At 71.1% G+C, this 16633-nt stretch carries 15 protein-coding genes; 9 read left to right on the forward strand and 6 right to left on the reverse strand.

Translation table 11 applies throughout. The features are described from left to right. The first annotated feature begins 67 nt into the window (after nucleotides 1–67). The 3 genes from OG714_RS36175 (at nucleotide 68) to OG714_RS36185 (ending at nucleotide 2201) form a co-directional block, all read left to right on the forward strand. The gene (locus OG714_RS36175; protein ID WP_406127427.1) at nucleotides 68–1168 is read left to right on the forward strand and encodes an exo-alpha-sialidase; all 1101 of its coding nucleotides are present in this window, start codon (nucleotides 68–70) and stop codon (nucleotides 1166–1168) included. Nucleotides 1169–1226: 58 nt separating this feature from the next. Continuing rightward, on the forward strand, nucleotides 1227–1967 hold the full coding sequence (gene npdG / locus OG714_RS36180; protein WP_406127428.1) for an NADPH-dependent F420 reductase: 741 nt from the start codon (nucleotides 1227–1229) through the stop codon (nucleotides 1965–1967). A 69-nt stretch (nucleotides 1968–2036) separates the two neighbouring features. Beyond that, a complete protein-coding gene (locus OG714_RS36185) occupies nucleotides 2037–2201 on the forward strand; it encodes a hypothetical protein (RefSeq protein ID WP_406127429.1) in 165 nt (54 codons plus the stop codon). On the opposite strand, the gene OG714_RS36190 is transcribed toward OG714_RS36185, so the two are convergent. Beyond that, nucleotides 2198–2968: a site-2 protease family protein gene (locus OG714_RS36190; protein ID WP_406127431.1), complete on the reverse strand. Its 771-nt coding sequence runs from the start codon at nucleotides 2966–2968 to the stop codon at nucleotides 2198–2200. The genes OG714_RS36185 and OG714_RS36190 overlap by 4 nt on opposite strands. A gap of 226 nt (nucleotides 2969–3194) precedes the next feature. On the opposite strand from OG714_RS36190, the gene OG714_RS36195 reads away from it, so the two are divergent. Further along, nucleotides 3195–6527, forward strand: a complete 3333-nt coding sequence (locus OG714_RS36195; RefSeq protein WP_406132076.1) for a BTAD domain-containing putative transcriptional regulator — start codon at nucleotides 3195–3197, stop codon at nucleotides 6525–6527. 53 nt (nucleotides 6528–6580) lie between these two features. On the opposite strand, the gene OG714_RS36200 is transcribed toward OG714_RS36195, so the two are convergent. The 3 genes from OG714_RS36200 to panB all read right to left on the reverse strand — a co-directional run bounded on the left by OG714_RS36200 (nucleotide 6581) and on the right by panB (nucleotide 9553). Then, entirely contained in the window at nucleotides 6581–7405 is an 825-nt protein-coding gene (locus OG714_RS36200) for an ABC transporter permease (RefSeq protein WP_406127432.1), read from the reverse strand. After that, a complete protein-coding gene (locus OG714_RS36205; protein ID WP_406127434.1) occupies nucleotides 7402–8421 on the reverse strand; it encodes an ATP-binding cassette domain-containing protein in 1020 nt (339 codons plus the stop codon). Before OG714_RS36205 ends, OG714_RS36200 begins: the two co-directional genes overlap by 4 nt. 256 nt (nucleotides 8422–8677) lie before the next feature. Next, on the reverse strand, nucleotides 8678–9553 hold the full coding sequence (panB, locus tag OG714_RS36210; protein ID WP_406127436.1) for a 3-methyl-2-oxobutanoate hydroxymethyltransferase: 876 nt from the start codon (nucleotides 9551–9553) through the stop codon (nucleotides 8678–8680). Nucleotides 9554–9777: 224 nt separating this feature from the next. On the opposite strand from panB, the gene OG714_RS36215 reads away from it, so the two are divergent. From OG714_RS36215 to OG714_RS36230, 4 genes are all read left to right on the forward strand, one after another. After that, nucleotides 9778–11367 (forward strand): MFS transporter, encoded by a 1590-nt coding sequence (locus tag OG714_RS36215; protein WP_406127438.1) that lies wholly within the window; start codon nucleotides 9778–9780, stop codon nucleotides 11365–11367. A gap of 53 nt (nucleotides 11368–11420) precedes the next feature. Then, a complete protein-coding gene (locus tag OG714_RS36220) occupies nucleotides 11421–12077 on the forward strand; it encodes a TetR/AcrR family transcriptional regulator (protein WP_406127439.1) in 657 nt (218 codons plus the stop codon). 188 nt (nucleotides 12078–12265) lie between these two features. After that, nucleotides 12266–13318 (forward strand): endonuclease/exonuclease/phosphatase family protein, encoded by a 1053-nt coding sequence (locus OG714_RS36225; RefSeq protein WP_406127441.1) that lies wholly within the window; start codon nucleotides 12266–12268, stop codon nucleotides 13316–13318. 98 nt (nucleotides 13319–13416) lie between these two features. Beyond that, complete coding sequence (locus tag OG714_RS36230) at nucleotides 13417–14631, forward strand: MFS transporter (protein ID WP_406127442.1); 1215 nt, start codon at nucleotides 13417–13419, stop codon at nucleotides 14629–14631. 126 nt (nucleotides 14632–14757) lie between these two features. Here OG714_RS36230 and OG714_RS36235 read toward each other — a convergent pair whose 3' ends face one another. Both OG714_RS36235 and OG714_RS36240 read right to left on the reverse strand, forming a co-directional pair. Next, nucleotides 14758–15192, reverse strand: coding sequence for a VOC family protein (locus tag OG714_RS36235; protein ID WP_406127444.1), 435 nt, complete (start codon nucleotides 15190–15192; stop codon nucleotides 14758–14760). Nucleotides 15193–15273: 81 nt separating this feature from the next. Further along, the gene (locus tag OG714_RS36240; protein WP_406127446.1) at nucleotides 15274–15984 is read right to left on the reverse strand and encodes an alpha/beta fold hydrolase; all 711 of its coding nucleotides are present in this window, start codon (nucleotides 15982–15984) and stop codon (nucleotides 15274–15276) included. Nucleotides 15985–16060: 76 nt separating this feature from the next. Between OG714_RS36240 and OG714_RS36245 the strand changes: the two genes are divergently transcribed. Further along, nucleotides 16061–16630: a TetR/AcrR family transcriptional regulator gene (locus OG714_RS36245; RefSeq protein ID WP_406127448.1), complete on the forward strand. Its 570-nt coding sequence runs from the start codon at nucleotides 16061–16063 to the stop codon at nucleotides 16628–16630. The last annotated feature ends 3 nt before the right edge of the window (nucleotides 16631–16633 follow it).

A 16633-nucleotide genomic window follows, 5' to 3' on the forward strand; every position in this document is an offset into this window, starting at 1 on the left:
GAGTTCACCACGAATTCGCCCAACTTGGGGATGGTGCGGGCTCATCGGTCCCACAAGGAGTCACCTCATGACGGAAACCCCAGAAGCCGCAGGAGTCGCAGAAGTCTCCGTCCCCTTCGTCGCGGGCCAAGGAGGCTACGCGAGCTACCGGATCCCGGCCGTCGTGGTCACCGCCGCCGGCACGCTTCTGGCGTTCTGCGAGGGCCGCGTCGACTCCGCGAGCGACCACGGCCACATCGAGATCGTCCTGCGGCGCTCCACGGACGGCGGCCGGACCTGGGGCCCGCTCACCGCCGCCGCCACCAACGGCGCCCACCTCGCGGGCAACCCCGCCCCCGTCGTCCTCGACACCGGCCGCATCCTGCTCGTGTACGTCCGCGCGACCGCCACCGCCACCGAGGACGCCATCCTGCGCGGCCAGGTGAAGCCGGCCGACGGGCGCAGGATCTGGGTGCGGTACAGCGACGACGACGGTGTCACCTGGTCGAGTTCGAAGGAGATCACCGAGCAGGTGAAGAAGCCCGAGTGGCGCTGGTACGCCACCACGCCCGGACACGCCGTCCAGTTGAGCACCGGCCGGGTGGTCGTCGCCGCCAACCACACGATCCCGCCGACCGGTACCGACGCAGGCAACGAGGCGAAGTACAACAGCGGCCACTGTCTGCTCAGCGACGACAAGGGCGGGACCTGGTCCCTCGGCTACCTCGACGAGAACCCGGACGGCTACGTCAACTGCAACGAGACCACCGCCGCCGAACTCCCGGACGGGCGCGTCTACTTCAACACCCGCAACGACTCCCCGTCCCCCGGCAACCGCGCCGACGCGTACTCGGCGGACGGCGGCAGGACGCTGGTGAAACCCTTCCGCCCGCAGGCCGGCCTCACCGCCCCCGTCTGCGAGGCCAGCGTCCTCCAACTCCGCGACCCCGACGTGCTGTTGTACTCCGGCCCCGGCGACCCGGCCGCCCGCGCCCTGATGACCCTGCGCGCCTCCACCGACGCCGGCACCACCTGGCGCCCGGTGCACACGGTCGACGGACTCCCCGCCGCCTACTCCGACCTCGTACGCGTCGACGACGACACGGTCGGACTCCTCTACGAGACCGGCGACTTCGGGCCGTACGAGACGATCACGTTCCGGCGGGTGCCCGTGCGGGACCTCGCCTGACCACGACCCGTGACGGACCTCACCCGAGCCGGTACGGGCGCGGACGTAAAGTCGGCCCATGACCTCTACCGACAGTGCTGCACAGACTCCCGCGACGGCCTCCGGGACCGCCCCCGCGAAGGCCCCCGCCAAGGACCCGTGGGACCTCCCCGACGTCTCCGGACTGGTCGTCGGCGTGCTCGGCGGGACCGGGCCGCAGGGCAAGGGCCTCGCCTACCGGCTCGCCAAGGCCGGCCAGAAGGTGATCATCGGTTCCCGCGCCGCCGACCGCGCGCAGGCCGCCGCCGGGGAACTCGGCCACGGGGTCGAGGGCGCCGACAACGCGGAGACCGCGCGCCGCAGCGACGTCGTGATCGTCGCCGTGCCCTGGGACGGCCACGGCAAGACCCTGGAGTCGCTGCGCGAGGAGCTGGCGGGCAAGCTCGTCGTCGACTGCGTCAACCCGCTCGGCTTCGACAAGAAGGGCGCCTACGCGCTGAAGCCGGAGGAGGGCAGCGCCGCCGAACAGGCCGCCGCCCTGCTGCCCGGCTCGCGGGTCGCCGCCGCCTTCCACCACCTGTCGGCGGTGCTGCTCATGGACACGGAGATCGCCGAGATCGACACCGACGTGATGGTGCTGGGCGAGGAGCGCGCCGACGTCGAGATCGTGCAGGCGCTGGCCGGCCGTATCCCCGGCATGCGCGGTGTCTTCGCCGGGCGGCTGCGCAACGCCCACCAGGTGGAGTCCCTGGTCGCGAACCTGATCTCCGTCAACCGCCGCTACAAGGCCCACGCGGGACTGCGCGTCACGGACGTCTGAGCGGGTGGGGGACACTGGTGGCGACCAACCACCGGTGTCCCCTTTGTTCTGCCGACAGGAGCCGATCCCATGCCCCGCCTCGCCCTCTACGCCCTCGTCGTCTGCCTGCTCGCCGTGGCCGCGGCGGTCGTCTCCTTCGTACAGGGCAGCTTGCTCGGGATCGTGTGGGTGCTGCTCGCGGGGCTCTCGTCCAACATGTGCTGGTACTACCTGAAGCGCGGCCGCGCCGCCTAGCGCCAGAACTGGTAGAGGCTGTAGCCGTACGACGTCGCCGAGTCGCTGACGCCGAGGCCCCGCAGGATCGCGTCGATCATGTCGAAGAACTCCCGGTTGATCGACGGCACCCACAGCAGCGCGAACACGAACAGCAGGCCGAACGGCGCGAACGGCTCGACCTGCCGCTTGATGTCGTTCGACAGCCAGGGCTCGATCACGCCGTAGCCGTCCAGACCCGGTACCGGCAGGAAGTTCAGGATCGCCGCGGTCACCTGGAGCAGGGCCAGGAAGGCCAGCGCGTACTGGAAGTCGGCCGGCACCCCGTCGAGGGCGTGCAGCCAGAACGGGGCCGTGCAGACGGCCGCGAACAGTACGTTCGTCAGCGGGCCCGCCGCCGAGATCAGGCTGTGCTTCCACCGGCCGTGAATGCGGTTCCGCTCGATGAACACCGCGCCACCGGGCAGTCCGATGCCGCCCATGATGACGAAGATCACCGGAAGCACGATGCTGAGCAGCGCGTGCGTGTACTTCAGCGGGTTGAGGGTGAGATAGCCCTTCCCGCCGATCGAGATGTCACCGCTGTGCAGCGCGGTGCGCGCGTGCGCGTACTCGTGCAGACACAGGGAGACGATCCAGGCCGCCGTCACGAACAGGAACACGGCGATGCCCGGCTTCTCGGAGAAACCGGTCCAGGTGGCCCAGCCGGTCACCGCCGTGACGGCCAGGATCCCGAGGAAGACGGGACTGATCCGCCGGTCGCTCGGGCGGGTGGTGGTGGCGGTCATGGGGGCGGGCTCCCTGCTGGGGGTCGGTTGATCGCGAAGCCCGACGGTACCGGGCACTAGGGGAAAACGTCTCGCGGGTGGCCACCGGTTCCGGGGAAAGTGGGCGCATGGGACTCTGGCACGCGATCCGCGACCCCGTCACCCCTCGGGGGCGGCCGCTCCCGTACGCCGCGTCCGGCGCCGCGCCGCCGTAACCCCGTGACCGCTTTCCATGCCACCGGAGACAATGGACCCCGTGCGCTATCGCATTCTCGGCACCACCCAGGCACTCCGTCCCGACGGCACGTCCGTCCCGGTCGGCGGGGCGCGGCTGCGCGCTCTGCTCACCGTGCTCGCCCTGCGGCCCGGCAAGGCCGTGCCCGCGAGCCTCCTGGTGGACGAGGTGTGGGGCGTGGACACGCCCGCCGACGCCACGGGCGCGCTGCAGGCGCTGGTGGGCAGGCTGCGCCGGGTGCTCGGCGCCGACGCGATCACCTCGGCGGAGAGCGGCTACCGGCTGGCCGTCGCCCCCGACGACATCGACCTGCACCGTTTCGAGCGGCTGACGGGGGAGGGGCTGCGGGCGCTGGCCGACGGCAACCCCGCGAAGGCGGCGGAGGTCCTGGACGACGCGCTTGCCCTGTGGAACGGCCCGGCGCTGGCCGACCTCCCCGACCGCACGGCGGAGGCGGCCCGCTGGGAGACCCGCCACCTGGACGCCCGCCGCGCCCGCCTCACCGCGGCCGTGTCCCTCGGCGACGCGGACACGGCGCTGCCCGAGCTGACAGCCCTGTGCGACACCCACCCCCTCGACGAACCCCTTCAGTCCCTGCGCCTTCAGGCCCTGCGCGCCACGGGCCGCACGGCGGAGGCACTGGCCGCGTACGAGGACGTACGACACCTGCTCGCGGACCGGCTGGGCTCCGACCCGGGGCCCGAACTGCGGGCGCTGCACGGGGAGTTGCTCAGCCTCGCCGCCGCGCCCGCCCGCAGTGCTCCCGCCCGTGACACGTCCACCCCCGTTGAAGCCTCTTCCCGTCGGGCCATCCCACTCCCCGGCAACCTCCGCGCCCGCCTCACCTCCTTCGTCGGCCGGGAGGCCGACATCGACGTCATCCGGGGTGACCTCGCGGCGGCCCGGCTGGTGACTCTGCTCGGGCCCGGCGGGGCCGGGAAGACGCGGCTGTCGCAGGAGGCCGCCGAAACCGTGCGGTACGCGGCCCGGGACGGGGTGTGGCTGGCCGAACTCGCCCCCGTCGACGACCCGGACGCCGTACCGGAGGCCGTGCTCACCGCGGTCGGCGCACGCGGGACCGTGCTGTACGGCGCCGGCGCCGAGGCGATCAGGGCCGCCGGCGGCGAGCGGCACGACAACCCCGTCGAGCGGCTCGCCGAGCACTGCGGCAGCCGCCGGATGCTGCTGATCCTCGACAACTGCGAGCACGTCGTGGACGCCGCCGCCCGTCTCGTGGAGGCGTTGCTGGAGCGCTGCCCCGGACTCACCGTGCTCGCCACCAGCCGTGAACCCCTGGGCGTACCGGGCGAGTTGCTGCGCCCGGTGGAACCACTGCCCGACCCCGTCGCGCTACGGCTGCTCGCCGACCGGGGTGCCGCCGCCCGCCCGGGGTTCAGCGTCGAGGACGACCCGGAGGCCTGCGCCGAGATCTGCCGGCGGCTGGACGGACTGCCCCTCGCCATCGAGCTGGCGGCCGCCCGGCTACGGATGTTGACGCCGCGTCAGATCGCCGACCGGCTCGACGACCGCTTCCGGCTGCTCACTTCGGGCAGCCGTACGCTGCTGCCCCGCCAGCAGACCCTGCGGGCCGTAGTCGACTGGTCCTGGGACCTCCTCGACGTGGACGAACGGGAGGTGCTGACCACCCTGTCCGTCTTCGCCGGCGGCTGCGACCTCGACGCCGCCGAGGCCGTGTGCGGGCCCGTCGCGTTCGAGACGCTCGGCTCCCTCGTCGACAAGTCCCTTGTGGTGGCCGCCCCTTCGGGCGACGGGGAGATGCGCTACCGGCTCCTGGAGACCGTCGCCGAGTACGCGGGCGAACGGCTCGACGAGGCCGGCCGGCGGGCCCGTGCCGAGCGCGCCCATCTGACGTACTACCGCGAACTCGCCCGCACCACCGACCCGTTGCTGCGCGGCCCCGGCCAACTCGCGGCCGTGGGACGGCTGGAGCTGGAGTACGAGAACCTCCGCACCGCCCTGCGGCACGCCGTCGCCGAGCGCGACGAACAGGAGGCGATCTGCCTCGTCCTGTCGCTGGTCTGGTACTGGCAGATGCGCGACATCCGCATCGAGGCCCGCAACTGGTGCGTCGAGGTGATGGCGTTGGGGCCCGACCCCTTCGCCGCCCCCGTCCAGCGCGCCGAACCCGTCTGGCAGCGCTGCACCGACGTCCCGCCCCCGCTCACCGGCGAACTCCTCGCCGAGGCCAGGCGCGGTGTCCACCTCGCCCATCTGGGCTGGATGGACACGGAGTTGGAGGCCTGGGAGGCACCGGCGGCGAAGCAGAAACTGCGCCTGATCACCGAGGTCTACGAACCCGGCCAACCGCAGACCTGCCGTACACCCGGCATGCTCTGGTTCTACGCCGTCCTGATGACCGGCAACGTGGACCGGCTGCCGGGCATCCTCGCAGCCGGCGTCCGCACCTGCCGTGCCACCCCCGGCATGGAGTGGGAGCTGGCCACCACCCTCCAGATGCGCGCCAACATGCTCGCCAACCGCAGCGACTGGGCGGGCGACGCGGTCCGCGACGCCGACGAGTCGCTGGAGATCTTCCGCCGCCTCGGGGACGTCTGGGGCACCGCCGAGGCGCTCTCCGCACGGGCCGAAGCACGGGAACGCGTCGGCGAGTTCGGGCTCGCCGCCGCCGACTACGAGGCCGCGATCGAACACGCCGAACAGCTCGGCGCCCACGGTCAGACGGCCGTGCTCGGCGCCCGGCTCGGCAGCGTGCTCGTCGAGGGCGGCGAGGCCGAGCGGGGCGAGGGCATCCTGCGCGAGGTGATCGAGAACCAGCCGTACCGCGGTGGCAGCAACGAGGCGATGCCCGCCGCCCGGATGTTCCTCGCGGGCTACCTCGCCATGACCGGCCGGCCCGCGGAGGCGCGCGAGCAACTGCGCCTGCTGCGCGAGCAGTTCTCCATCTCCCACTTCGTCGTGTTCGACGCGTACATCCTCGGCCTGGAGGCCTGGGTGGCGACGGTCGACGGCGACCACGACGAGGCCCTGGACAAGATCCGGCGGGCCCTGGACCGGGCCGGCGACCCGCTGTCCGAGGCCATCGCCCCGCACATGACCCCGCTGTACCTGGGGGTGGCCGCGATCGCCCTCGCCGAGATCGACGGCGGCAGCCGGGCCCGTGACGGTGTCCGCTGCCTCGTCACGGCGCGGGCGCTGCTGCCGTCCGGGCATGTCGCGACGTCGATGGAACGCGAGGTCTACCTCCGGGCCGAGCGGTGCGCGCGTGCCGCGCTCGGCGACGACACCTACGAGGCGTGCGAGGCCGGGTACACCGAAGGCGGCGGCCTCTCCTTGCAGGCGGCCGCCGCCGTGGTGCGACGCTGACGCGAACCGGTGGGACGTACCACCGTGTCCGCCGGTGGTACGTCCCGGTCCGGTCAGGTCTTGGTGCGGAACTTGTAGATCGAGATCGGCGCCATCACCGCGGTGAGCCCCACCGACCAGGCGAGTGTCAGCAGCGTGCCGTGGGCGACCGGGCCGCCCACCATCAGCCCGCGGGCCGCGTCGGCCAGGGCGGACAGCGGGTTGTATTCGGTGAAGTTCTGCAGCCAGCCCGGCATCGACTGGGTCGGCGCGAAGATCGACGAGCCGAACTGCAACGGCATCAGCACCAGCAAGCCCATGGCCTGCACGGACTGCGCGCTCTTCATGGTCACGCCGAGGGTGAGGAACACCCACATCAGGGCCGAGCCGAAGACCGCGGACAGTCCGATCGCGGCGAACATGCCGAGCCAGTGGTGGATGTGGAAGCCGACGAGGACACCGACGACCATCAGCACGGCGGACGCGACCAGCATCCGCATCATCTCGACCGAGATCTTGGCGATCAGCACCGAGGCGCGCCCGATGGGCAGCGACCGGAACCGGTCCATGACCCCGGTGTGGAAGTCGGTGTTGAAGCCGGTGCCCACCCCCTGGGCCATGTTCATGCCCATCATGGCCAGCAGGCCGGGCACGACGTACTGCACGTACGCCTCCTGCCCGCCGCCGAGGGACTGCCCGATCGAGCCGCCGAAGACGTACACGAACAGCAGCGTGAAGATGACCGGGAACAGGATGGCGTCGAACATCGACTCCGGGTCCTGCCGGATCCACAGCAGGTTGCGGCGGATCAGCGCGCCGGTGTGGCGCAGATGGTTGCGCAGCGGGATACGGGGGTCCGCCGCCGATACGCCGGCGGAGTTCACGGTGACGGCGCTCATACGGCGACCTCCTCGCGGTCGTGGGTGGGCACGGTGTCCTGCGGGGCACTGGCGCGGTGTCCGGTGAGGGACAGGAACACCTCGTCCAGGCTGGGCAGTTCGGTGGTGATGGAGGCGATGGTGATGCCGCGGGCGCTCACCACGCCGACGACGGCGGTCAGTTGCTCGTCGCTGAGGATCGGCACCAGGACCGTGCCGCTCTCCACGTCGACGGTGACGGTGGCGAGTCCGGTGATGCCCAGCTCGTCCAACGCGCGGGCCAGCGGCCGCAGTTGCAGCGGATCGGCGGGCCGGATGCGCAACGCGCGCCCCCCGACCTTCGACTTCAACTCGTCGATCGCGCCACTCGCCACGACCTTGCCGTGGTCGACGACGGTCAGCTCGGAGGCGAGCGCCTCGGCCTCCTCCATGTACTGGGTGGTGAGCAGCACGGTCACGCCGCCGCCGACCATGGACTTCACCTCGGTCCACACCTCCATGCGGGTGCGGGGATCGAGACCGGTCGTCGGCTCGTCCAGGAACAGCACCTGCGGATGCCCGATCATCGAGGCGGCGAGGTCGAGCCGCCGCCGCATACCGCCGGAGTACGTGCTGGCGGGCCGCTTGGCCGCGTCCGTCAGCGAGAACCGCTCCAGCAGTTCGTCGGCGCGGGCCCGGGCGTCCTTGCGGGACAGGTCGAGCAGCCGCCCGATCATGTACAGGTTCTCCCAGCCCGGGAGCTTCTCGTCCACGGAGGCGTACTGGCCGGTGAGGCCTATCACCCGGCGCAGCTGGCGGGGCTGGCGCAGGACGTCGTAGCCGGCGACGGTGGCCTCGCCGGAGGTCGGGGCGAGCAGCGTGGACAGGATCCGTACGAGGGTGGTCTTACCGGCACCGTTCGGCCCGAGCACACCCATCACGGTGCCCTCCCGGACGTCCAGGTCGACGCCGTCCAGCGCCTTGGTCTCGCCGTAGTGCTTGACCAGCCCCCGCACGGACACGGCCGTGCCGCCGGAATTCTTGTCGATTCGCGTCATGCGGATGACAGTGCCAGGGTCCGCCGACAGAACGCCTACATCCCACCGACAGCCGCCTACAGCGACCTACATGTGACCGACGGCGTCTGTACGCGCACTTCTCGGCCGACCGAGACGGGTGGTGGGTGGGCACAGGCCGGGGGTCTGGGTGCGGAGCCCCCAGGGGCGGGCGGCGGGCGACAAAGGGGCAGCCCGCCGACGGGGGAAGATCGGCGGGCTGCCATGGTGCCGCAGTGGCTCGGGTGGGCCGGCCCGGTCAGTGGACCGAGTGCTCCTCAAGAGGGAACGTTCCGCCGACGACGTCCTCCGCAAACGCCTTCGCCGCGTCGCCCATGACCTGGCGCAGATCGGCGTACTGCTTCACGAACTTCGGCATCTTCCCGCCCGTCAGCCCCAGCATGTCGGTCCACACCAACACCTGCGCGTCCGTCTCGGCGCCCGCCCCGATCCCGACGGTGGGAATGTGCAGCACCCGGGTCACCTCGGCCGCCAACTCCGCCGGAACCAGCTCAAGTACGACCGCGAACGCCCCCGCGTCCTGCACGGACTTCGCGTCCCGCAGCAGCTGCTGGGCCGCCTCCTCGCCCCGCCCCTGCACCCGGTACCCCATCGAGTTCACGGACTGCGGGGTGAGACCGATGTGGGCCATCACCGGGATGCCGGACTCGACCAGCAGCCGGATCTGTTCGTGCGACCGCTCGCCGCCCTCCAGCTTCACCGCGCCGACCCCGGCCTCCTTCACCAGCCGGGTCGCCGAGCGCAGCGCCTGCACCGGGCCCTCCTGGTAGGAACCGAACGGCAGGTCCCCGACGATCAGGGCGCGGCTCGTGCCCCGTACGACCGCGGCGGACAGCATGGTCATCTCGTCGAGGGTGACGGGCACGGTCGACTCGTACCCGAGGTGGCAGTTGCCCGCCGAGTCCCCGACGAGCATGACCGGGATACCGGCCTCGTCGAAGACGGACGCGGTCATCGCGTCGTAGGCGGTGAGCATGGGCCACTTCTCGCCGCGTTCCTTGGCGAGAGCGATGTCGCGAACGGTGATACGGCGTGTGCCCTTGCCTCCGTACAGCGCCTTGCTGCCGTCGGAGGAGCTGTTCTTCCCAGCCTGGGCAGCCGAAAGCTGCGTCATTGCAACGGCTCCTTCAGTCATCTCGAGGCGCCCTCACGGCGTCCCCGGATCCCCTCCATGGTGGCACCTCGTGCCACGGAGGGCCAGAGGTACCCCCGTCACCCACGTCACGTAGGCAGGCGTGCACATCACGTGGGGAGGCATGTGTAAGGCCTGAGTAAAATATTTACGATACGGCACGGTCTCGTATCGGAATTGGTCCGCGGCTCCCTAGTCTGGACCGCATGACCACTCCACCCGTCCCTGGCACCCGGATACCCGAAGCGGTGCACCGCCGCCGCTGGGCCATCCTCGGCGTGCTGATGCTGAGCCTGCTCATCGTGGTGCTCGACAACTCGATCCTCAACGTCGCCATCAAGACCATCTCCACCCCGGCCCCGACCGGCCTGGGCGCGACACAGAGCGAGCTGGAGTGGGCGATCAACGCCTACACCCTCGTCTTCGCGGGCCTGCTGTTCACCGCCGGTCTGCTCGGTGACCGGATCGGCCGCAAGAAGGTCCTGCTCGGCGGGCTCGTCGTGTTCGGCATCGGCTCCGCGCTCGCCGCCGAGTCCGGCTCGCCGGACCAACTCATCGGCTACCGCGCCCTGATGGCGCTCGGCGCCGCCTTCGTGATGCCCGCCACCCTCGCCGTCCTCATGAACGTCTTCGAGCGCGACGAGCAGCCCAAGGCCATCGGCATCTGGGCCGGCGGTGTCGGCCTCGCCATCGCGATCGGCCCGATCACCGGCGGCGTGCTCCTCGACCACTTCTGGTGGGGCTCGGTCTTCCTGATCAACGTCCCGATCGTGCTGATCGCCCTCGCCCTGATGGTCTGGCTGGTCCCCGACTCCCGCGACCCGAAGCCCGGCCGCCTCGACCCGGTCGGCGTCGTCCTGTCCGTCGTAGGCCTCGTCCTGCTGGTCTACGGCATCATCGAGGGCGGCGAGCTGGCCGACTTCACGGCGCCCAAGGTGCTGTCGACGATCATCGCCGGTGTCGTGGTCCTCGCCGGGTTCGTGTGGTTCGAGAAGCGCAGCGACCACCCGTCCATCGACGTCTCGTACTTCAAGAACAAGGTGTTCTCGGCCGCGATCGCCGCCATGGGGCTGGTCTTCTTCGCGCTGATGGGCGTGACCTTCTTCTCGGTCTTCTACACCCAGAGCGTGCGCGGCTACTCGCCGTTGCAGACCGGTCTGCTGATGCTGCCGCTGGCCGCCGCGCAGATGATCTTCGCGCCGCGGGCCCGGCTGGTCGTCGACCGGTTCGGCCACAAGGTCACGACGGGCGTCGGCCTCGTGCTGCTCGCCGGGATGCTCGCCGCCTTCGCGACCCTCGACGCGGACACGCCGATCTGGGTCCTGGAGGTCATCTTCTTCCTCATGGGCACGGGCATGGCGCACGTCATGACCCCGACCAGCGTCGTCATCATGCAGGCCCTGCCGCGCGAGAAGGCGGGCTCCGCGTCCGCGCTCAGCAACACCTTCCGCCAGGTCGGCGGCGCCCTCGGTATCGCCGTCCTCGGCTCGGTGCTGTCCACGGCGTACCGCAACGGCATCGAGGGCAAGCTCGGCTCGGTACCGGTCGCCCTGAGGGACACCGCCGGCGAGTCCATCGAGGCCACCCTCGGTGTCGCCGCGAAGCTCGGCCCGCAGGGCAGGGCCCTGGTCACCCCGGCCAACGACGCGTTCCTGCACGCCATGCACGTCACCGCCCTGTGCGGCACGGGCGTCGCGATCATCGGCGCCGTGGTGGCGTTCCTCTTCCTGCCCGGCAAGCCTCCGGTCCCTCAGCAGGGCAAGGAGGAGCCGGAGTTGGTCGTCGTAGGGGAGTAGCGACGACAATCACCTGAGACGGGAACGGGGGAACAGCGAAGGGACGGAGTGAAGTGAGCCTTGCCGACAACGGCACCGGCACGGACGACGGCACCGGCAACGGGACACGGCCGTGCGCGCCCACCAGGGGACGCCCGCGCAGCGAGGCCGTCGAACGGGCCATCACGGAGGGCGTGATGAAGCTCCTGGAGGAAGGCGTGCCGCTGGCCGAACTCTCCATCGAGCGCATCGCCCGTACCGCCGGAGTCGGCAAGGCCACCATCTACCGCCGCTGGCCGGGCAAGGAGGAGCTGTTCGTCGACGTCGTCCGCGAGGCCGAGCCGCAGGACCCCGAACTGCCCGGCATCTCGCTGCGCGACGACCTCGTGGCCATGATGGAACAGCTGCGCCAGCGCGGCCTGCTGACCCGGTCCTCGGCGCTCCTGCACAACGTGTTCGCACAGATGAAGAGCACCCCGAAGGTGTGGGCCGCCTACCACGCGACTGTCGTGGAACCCCGGCGTCGCAAGCAGGTGGACATCCTGCGCCGCGGCCAGGAGAGCGGCGAACTCCGCACCGACATCGACGCCGAGCTGATGAACGACATGCTCGTCGGCCCGATGCTCCTGCGCACCGTCATGCGCGCCGACGCCGACCTCCCCGAGGGCCTGTCGGAACTCCTCGTCGACACCGTGCTGGTGGCCCTACGACCCGTCAGGACCGAGATCTGAGCACGCGTCCGAATGTGCGCGTTCCGTCACAGAAGGCTCTCCCACCGCGCGTGTTCGGAACTTCGGACACCGACTTGTTCGTCCTCGTGCCCGTACGGCCGTCATGGGACGGCGGATCGGAACCGATCATCCCCTAGGGTCGTAGGCGCGGGGACGATGGTGTGCACGGCAGGTAGTGAGGCGACGGTATGGCACAGCAGGCGTATGTGACGGAGACGGACGACGGCGGCTCGGGGGACGAGCCGCGCGGATCCCGGCTTCGGCGCCTGTGGAACAGACTGACCGGCGGCTGGCGCGGCGATCCGCGGATCTGGCGCCGGGGCCTGATCCTCGCCGCACTGGCGATCCTGCTCTCCCTCGTCATGCTGCTGCACTCGCGCATCCCGAACCGGATCGGCAACCTCGGCAGCCTCACGGAGACGTTCCTGCCGTGGTTCGGGCTGATGATCCCGGTGCTGCTGATCCTCGGCCTGGTCCGCAGGTCGGCGACCGCGCTCATCGCCGTCGTCCTCCCGACGATCGTGTGGCTGAACCTCTTCGGCGGGCTGCTCCTCAGCGACAAGACCGGCACCGGCGGCGATCTGACGGTGGCCACGCACAACGTCAACGCGGAGAACCCCGACCCGGCCGGTACGGCCCGTGACGTCGCCGCGTCCGGCGCGGACATCGTCGCCCTGGAGGAGCTGACGGCCTCGGCGGTCCCGACGTACGAGAAGGCACTCGCGTCGACGTACAAGTACCACTCGGTCGAGGGCACGGTCGGGCTGTGGAGCAAGTACCCGATGAGCGGGATCAAGGCCGTCGACATAAAGCTGGGCTGGACGCGCGCGATGCGTGCCACCGTCACCACCCCCGAGGGACAGATCGCGGTCTACGTCGCCCACCTCCCCTCGGTGCGGGTGAAGATCGAGGCCGGCTTCACGGCCCGGCAGCGCGACACGAGCGCCGACGCGCTCGGTGAGGCCATCGCCGCCGAGCCGCTCAAGCGGAAGATCCTCCTCGGCGACCTCAACGGCACGATGAACGACCGCTCGCTGAACGCCGTCACCTCCCAGATGCGCTCCACCCAGGGCGCGGCGGGCAGCGGCTTCGGGTTCAGCTGGCCGGCGTCGTTCCCGATGGCGCGGATCGACCAGATCATGGTCCAGGGCGTCGAGCCGGTGTCCTCGTGGACCCTCCCGGAGACGGGCAGCGACCATCTCCCGATCGCGGCCCGTGTGAACCTCGACACGAGTTCTTAACCGCGTGGAATAGCGGGCCTGGGAGTCTTTGTTCCGTAACTGAACTTAAGCTCGGTAGTACGGAACTCCGCTCTCCCTCGAAAGGCACAGGCACTTCCATGCCCCTGGCCCTGCTCGCTCTGGCCGTCGGCGCTTTTGGTATCGGCACCACCGAATTCGTGATCATGGGCCTGCTGCCCGAGGTCGCGGACGACCTGAACGTCTCCATCCCCACGGCGGGCCACCTGGTCTCGGCGTACGCGCTGGGGGTCGTCATCGGCGCCCCGCTGCTCGCGGCGGTCACCGCCCGCCTGTCCCGCCGTACGGTCCTGATCGGCCTGATGGTCCTGTTCGTGGCCGGCAACGTCCTGTCGGCCTTCGCCGCGAACTACGACTACCTGCTCGCGGCCCGCTTCCTGAGCGGCCTGCCGCACGGCGCCTTCTTCGGCGTGGGAGCGGTGGTCGCCACGACGATGGTCGCGCCCGAACGCAAGGCGCGCTCCGTCTCCCTGATGTTCCTGGGCCTCACGGTCGCCAACGTCGTGGGCGTACCGGCGGCCACGCTGATGGGCCAACACCTGGGCTGGCGGGCCACGTTCCTCGGCGTGAGCGTGATCGGCCTGGTGGCCATAGCGTCGCTGGCCCTGCTGATCCCGCACGACCACGCACACGCCCCGAAGGTGGGCCTGCGCGGCGAACTGGCGGCCCTCCGCTCCCTCCCGGTCTGGCTGGCCCTCGGCACCACCGTGGCCGGCTTCGGGGCGCTCTTCTCGGCGTACAGCTACATCACCCCGATGCTCACGGACGCGGCGGGCTTCGCCGACGGCAGCGTGACGCTGCTGCTGGCCCTGTTCGGCGTGGGCGCGACCGCGGGCAACCTGATGGGCGGCCGCCTGGCGGACCGCTCGCTCCGCGGCACCCTCTTCGGCGGCCTGACGTCCCTGGCCGTCGTCCTGGCCCTGTTCCCGCTCCTGATGACGACGGAGTGGACGGCGGCCCTGGCCGTGATCCTGCTGGGCATGGCGGCGTTCGTCACGGGCTCCCCGCTCCAGCTGATGGTGATGGAGAAGGCGTCGGCGGGCCCGTCCCTGGCCTCCTCCGCCAACCAGGCGGCCTTCAACCTGGCCAACGCGGGCGGCGCCTGGATCGGCGGCCTCGCCCTGGCGGCAGGCTTCGGCGCCACGTCACCTGCCCTGGCCGGCGCGGTGCTGGCGGTACTGGGGTTGGGCGTCGCGGCCACGGCAGCGACGGTGGACCGGCGCCGCGCGGTACCGGGCCGCGAACGCGTGGTCGCAGCCCACGTCCCGGAACAGGCGACGGCACTCCAGTCCTGACTCCGCCCACCCGCCAACCCGTCCCGGTCAGTCGGAAGGTTCACCTTCCGACCGACGGGGTGGGCACCTCGCCACGACCGCTGCCGTCGACTCCGAGCAGCAGCCCCGTCCCAGCCTCGCGCTTCCTCAGTCGAGACAGAACTCGTTGCCCTCGACGTCCTGCATCACCAGGCACGACTCGTTGTAGCCATCGGCGGTCAGGAGGCGCACGCGTACCGCGCCGAGCGCGAGCAGCCGTGCGCACTCGGCCTCCAGCGCGGCGAGGCGCTCCTCACCCACGAGCCCGGTGCCGACCCGCACGTCGAGGTGAACCCGGTTCTTGACGGCCTTGCCTTCGGGAACACGCTGGAAGAACAGCCGCGGGCTCACGCCTGAGGGATCGACGCACGCGAACGCCGCACCCTGGCGTTCGGACGGCAGCGACCGATCGAAATCGCCCCACGTGGCGAACCCCTCCGGCGGAGGCGGCACGACGTATCCCAACACCTCGCACCAGAAACGGGCGACGCGCTCGGGTTCCGCGCAGTCGAAGGTGACCTGGAACTGCTTGATCGACGCCATCGGTCCACCGTAGTGGCGCATGGCGCTCACCGGGCCCCTGGGGTGTCATCGCGGGCCCGGCGCGGCCGGTCCGCGCGACCGTCAGAGGCCCAGCACCACATCCCGGACCGCCGCGGCCCGCGACAGGAACGGATGGTGGCCCGCGTCGAGTTCGACGACGTCGCCGGCCCGGCGGGCGTACTCGCGCTGGAGGCGCGGCGGGGTGCCCCGGTCCTGGGCGCAGACGAGGTACGTCGAGGGAACCCGCTGCCATGCGGCCGCCTTGACCGGTTCCCCGATCACCCGCACGTTCTGCCGGGCGAGGCGGTCCGCCGCCCGGGCCTGGTCCTCGGGGGCGCAGTCCTGGAGGAACGTGTCCACGAGCAGTTCGGGGCGGACCCCGAAGGTGCCGGTGTCGGGGTCGACGTCGAGGAACGGGGCGGGGCCGTCGTCCCCGAACTCCGACAGGCTCTGCCCGACCTCGGGCAGGTAGCTGGAGACCAGCAGCAGGTGGCGTACCGATCCGACGCCCTCGGCGGCTTCCGAGACGACGATGCCGCCGTAGCTGTGGGCGACGACGACGGTCGGCTCGTCGGTGTCCAGCAGCACCTGCCGTACCGCCGCGACGTCCTCGGGGAGCCCCGGACCCAGCTGCCGTACCGCGGCCGCGTCCTCGGGCAGGCCCGTCTCCCCGCAGCTCGGCAGTGCCGGGGAAACGCTCAACACCCCTCGTTCCTGGAGGAGTTCGGCGGTGCGGTGCCACCACCACGATCCGTCCCGCACGCACGCCCCGTGCACGAACACGACCCTCATCGCTGCCTCCACGTCCGCCTCGACCGCCTTTCGGCCAACGGTAGACGTAGCCGCCGTTACGCGAAAAAGTGTCGGCATGGGCAGACGACCGCAGCCGGACATCAAGGACAGGCTCCTCGACGCCTGCGCCGACCACGCCCTCGCCCACGGTCTCCCGGACCGGCTCGAACCGCTGGCCACCGCCACCGGTACCTCGGCCCGCATGCTGATCTACCACTTCGGCACCCGTGACGCCCTGTTGCGGGCCGTCCTCGGACGCGCGCGCCGGCGCCAGCTCGACACCTTCGGCGACCTCCTGCGGGTACGGCCCGGCGAGCCCTACACCGTCACCCTGGACCGGGCCTGGACCTCGATCACCGGCTCGGACGGGCGGCCGTATCTGCGGATGTTCAGTCAGCTGCACCCGAGCGCGGTGCGACAGTTGTGGCCGGACTTCCGGCGCACCGCGACGACGGACTGGCTCGGGCCGCTCGAGGACGGTCTGCGCGGCATCGGCCGGCCGGAGCTGGCGACGCTCGTCCTCGCCGTCATCCGGGGTCTCCTCATGGACCTCGACGCCACCGGCGACACCACCCGCACCGACCGGGCCTTCCGCGACTTCCTCGCCACACTCGGGCACCTGCCCGGCAGCGGCGACCGCACCTGACGT

This window comes from Streptomyces sp. NBC_00989, assembly GCF_045162655.1.
Taxonomy (GTDB): Bacteria; Actinomycetota; Actinomycetes; order Streptomycetales; family Streptomycetaceae; genus Streptomyces.

Coding starts and splice junctions, on each gene's coding strand:
- OG714_RS36175 (WP_406127427.1), top strand. CDS start 68: ATGACGGAAACCCCAGAAGCCGCAGGAGTCGCAGAAGTCTCCGTCCCC.
- npdG (WP_406127428.1), top strand. CDS start 1,227: ATGACCTCTACCGACAGTGCTGCACAGACTCCCGCGACGGCCTCCGGG.
- OG714_RS36185 (WP_406127429.1), top strand. CDS start 2,037: ATGCCCCGCCTCGCCCTCTACGCCCTCGTCGTCTGCCTGCTCGCCGTG.
- OG714_RS36190 (WP_406127431.1), bottom strand. CDS start 2,968: ATGACCGCCACCACCACCCGCCCGAGCGACCGGCGGATCAGTCCCGTC.
- OG714_RS36195 (WP_406132076.1), top strand. CDS start 3,195: ATGGACCCCGTGCGCTATCGCATTCTCGGCACCACCCAGGCACTCCGT.
- OG714_RS36200 (WP_406127432.1), bottom strand. CDS start 7,405: ATGAGCGCCGTCACCGTGAACTCCGCCGGCGTATCGGCGGCGGACCCC.
- OG714_RS36205 (WP_406127434.1), bottom strand. CDS start 8,421: ATGACGCGAATCGACAAGAATTCCGGCGGCACGGCCGTGTCCGTGCGG.
- panB (WP_406127436.1), bottom strand. CDS start 9,553: ATGACGCAGCTTTCGGCTGCCCAGGCTGGGAAGAACAGCTCCTCCGAC.
- OG714_RS36215 (WP_406127438.1), top strand. CDS start 9,778: ATGACCACTCCACCCGTCCCTGGCACCCGGATACCCGAAGCGGTGCAC.
- OG714_RS36225 (WP_406127441.1), top strand. CDS start 12,266: ATGGCACAGCAGGCGTATGTGACGGAGACGGACGACGGCGGCTCGGGG.
- OG714_RS36230 (WP_406127442.1), top strand. CDS start 13,417: ATGCCCCTGGCCCTGCTCGCTCTGGCCGTCGGCGCTTTTGGTATCGGC.
- OG714_RS36235 (WP_406127444.1), bottom strand. CDS start 15,192: ATGGCGTCGATCAAGCAGTTCCAGGTCACCTTCGACTGCGCGGAACCC.
- OG714_RS36240 (WP_406127446.1), bottom strand. CDS start 15,984: ATGAGGGTCGTGTTCGTGCACGGGGCGTGCGTGCGGGACGGATCGTGG.
- OG714_RS36245 (WP_406127448.1), top strand. CDS start 16,061: ATGGGCAGACGACCGCAGCCGGACATCAAGGACAGGCTCCTCGACGCC.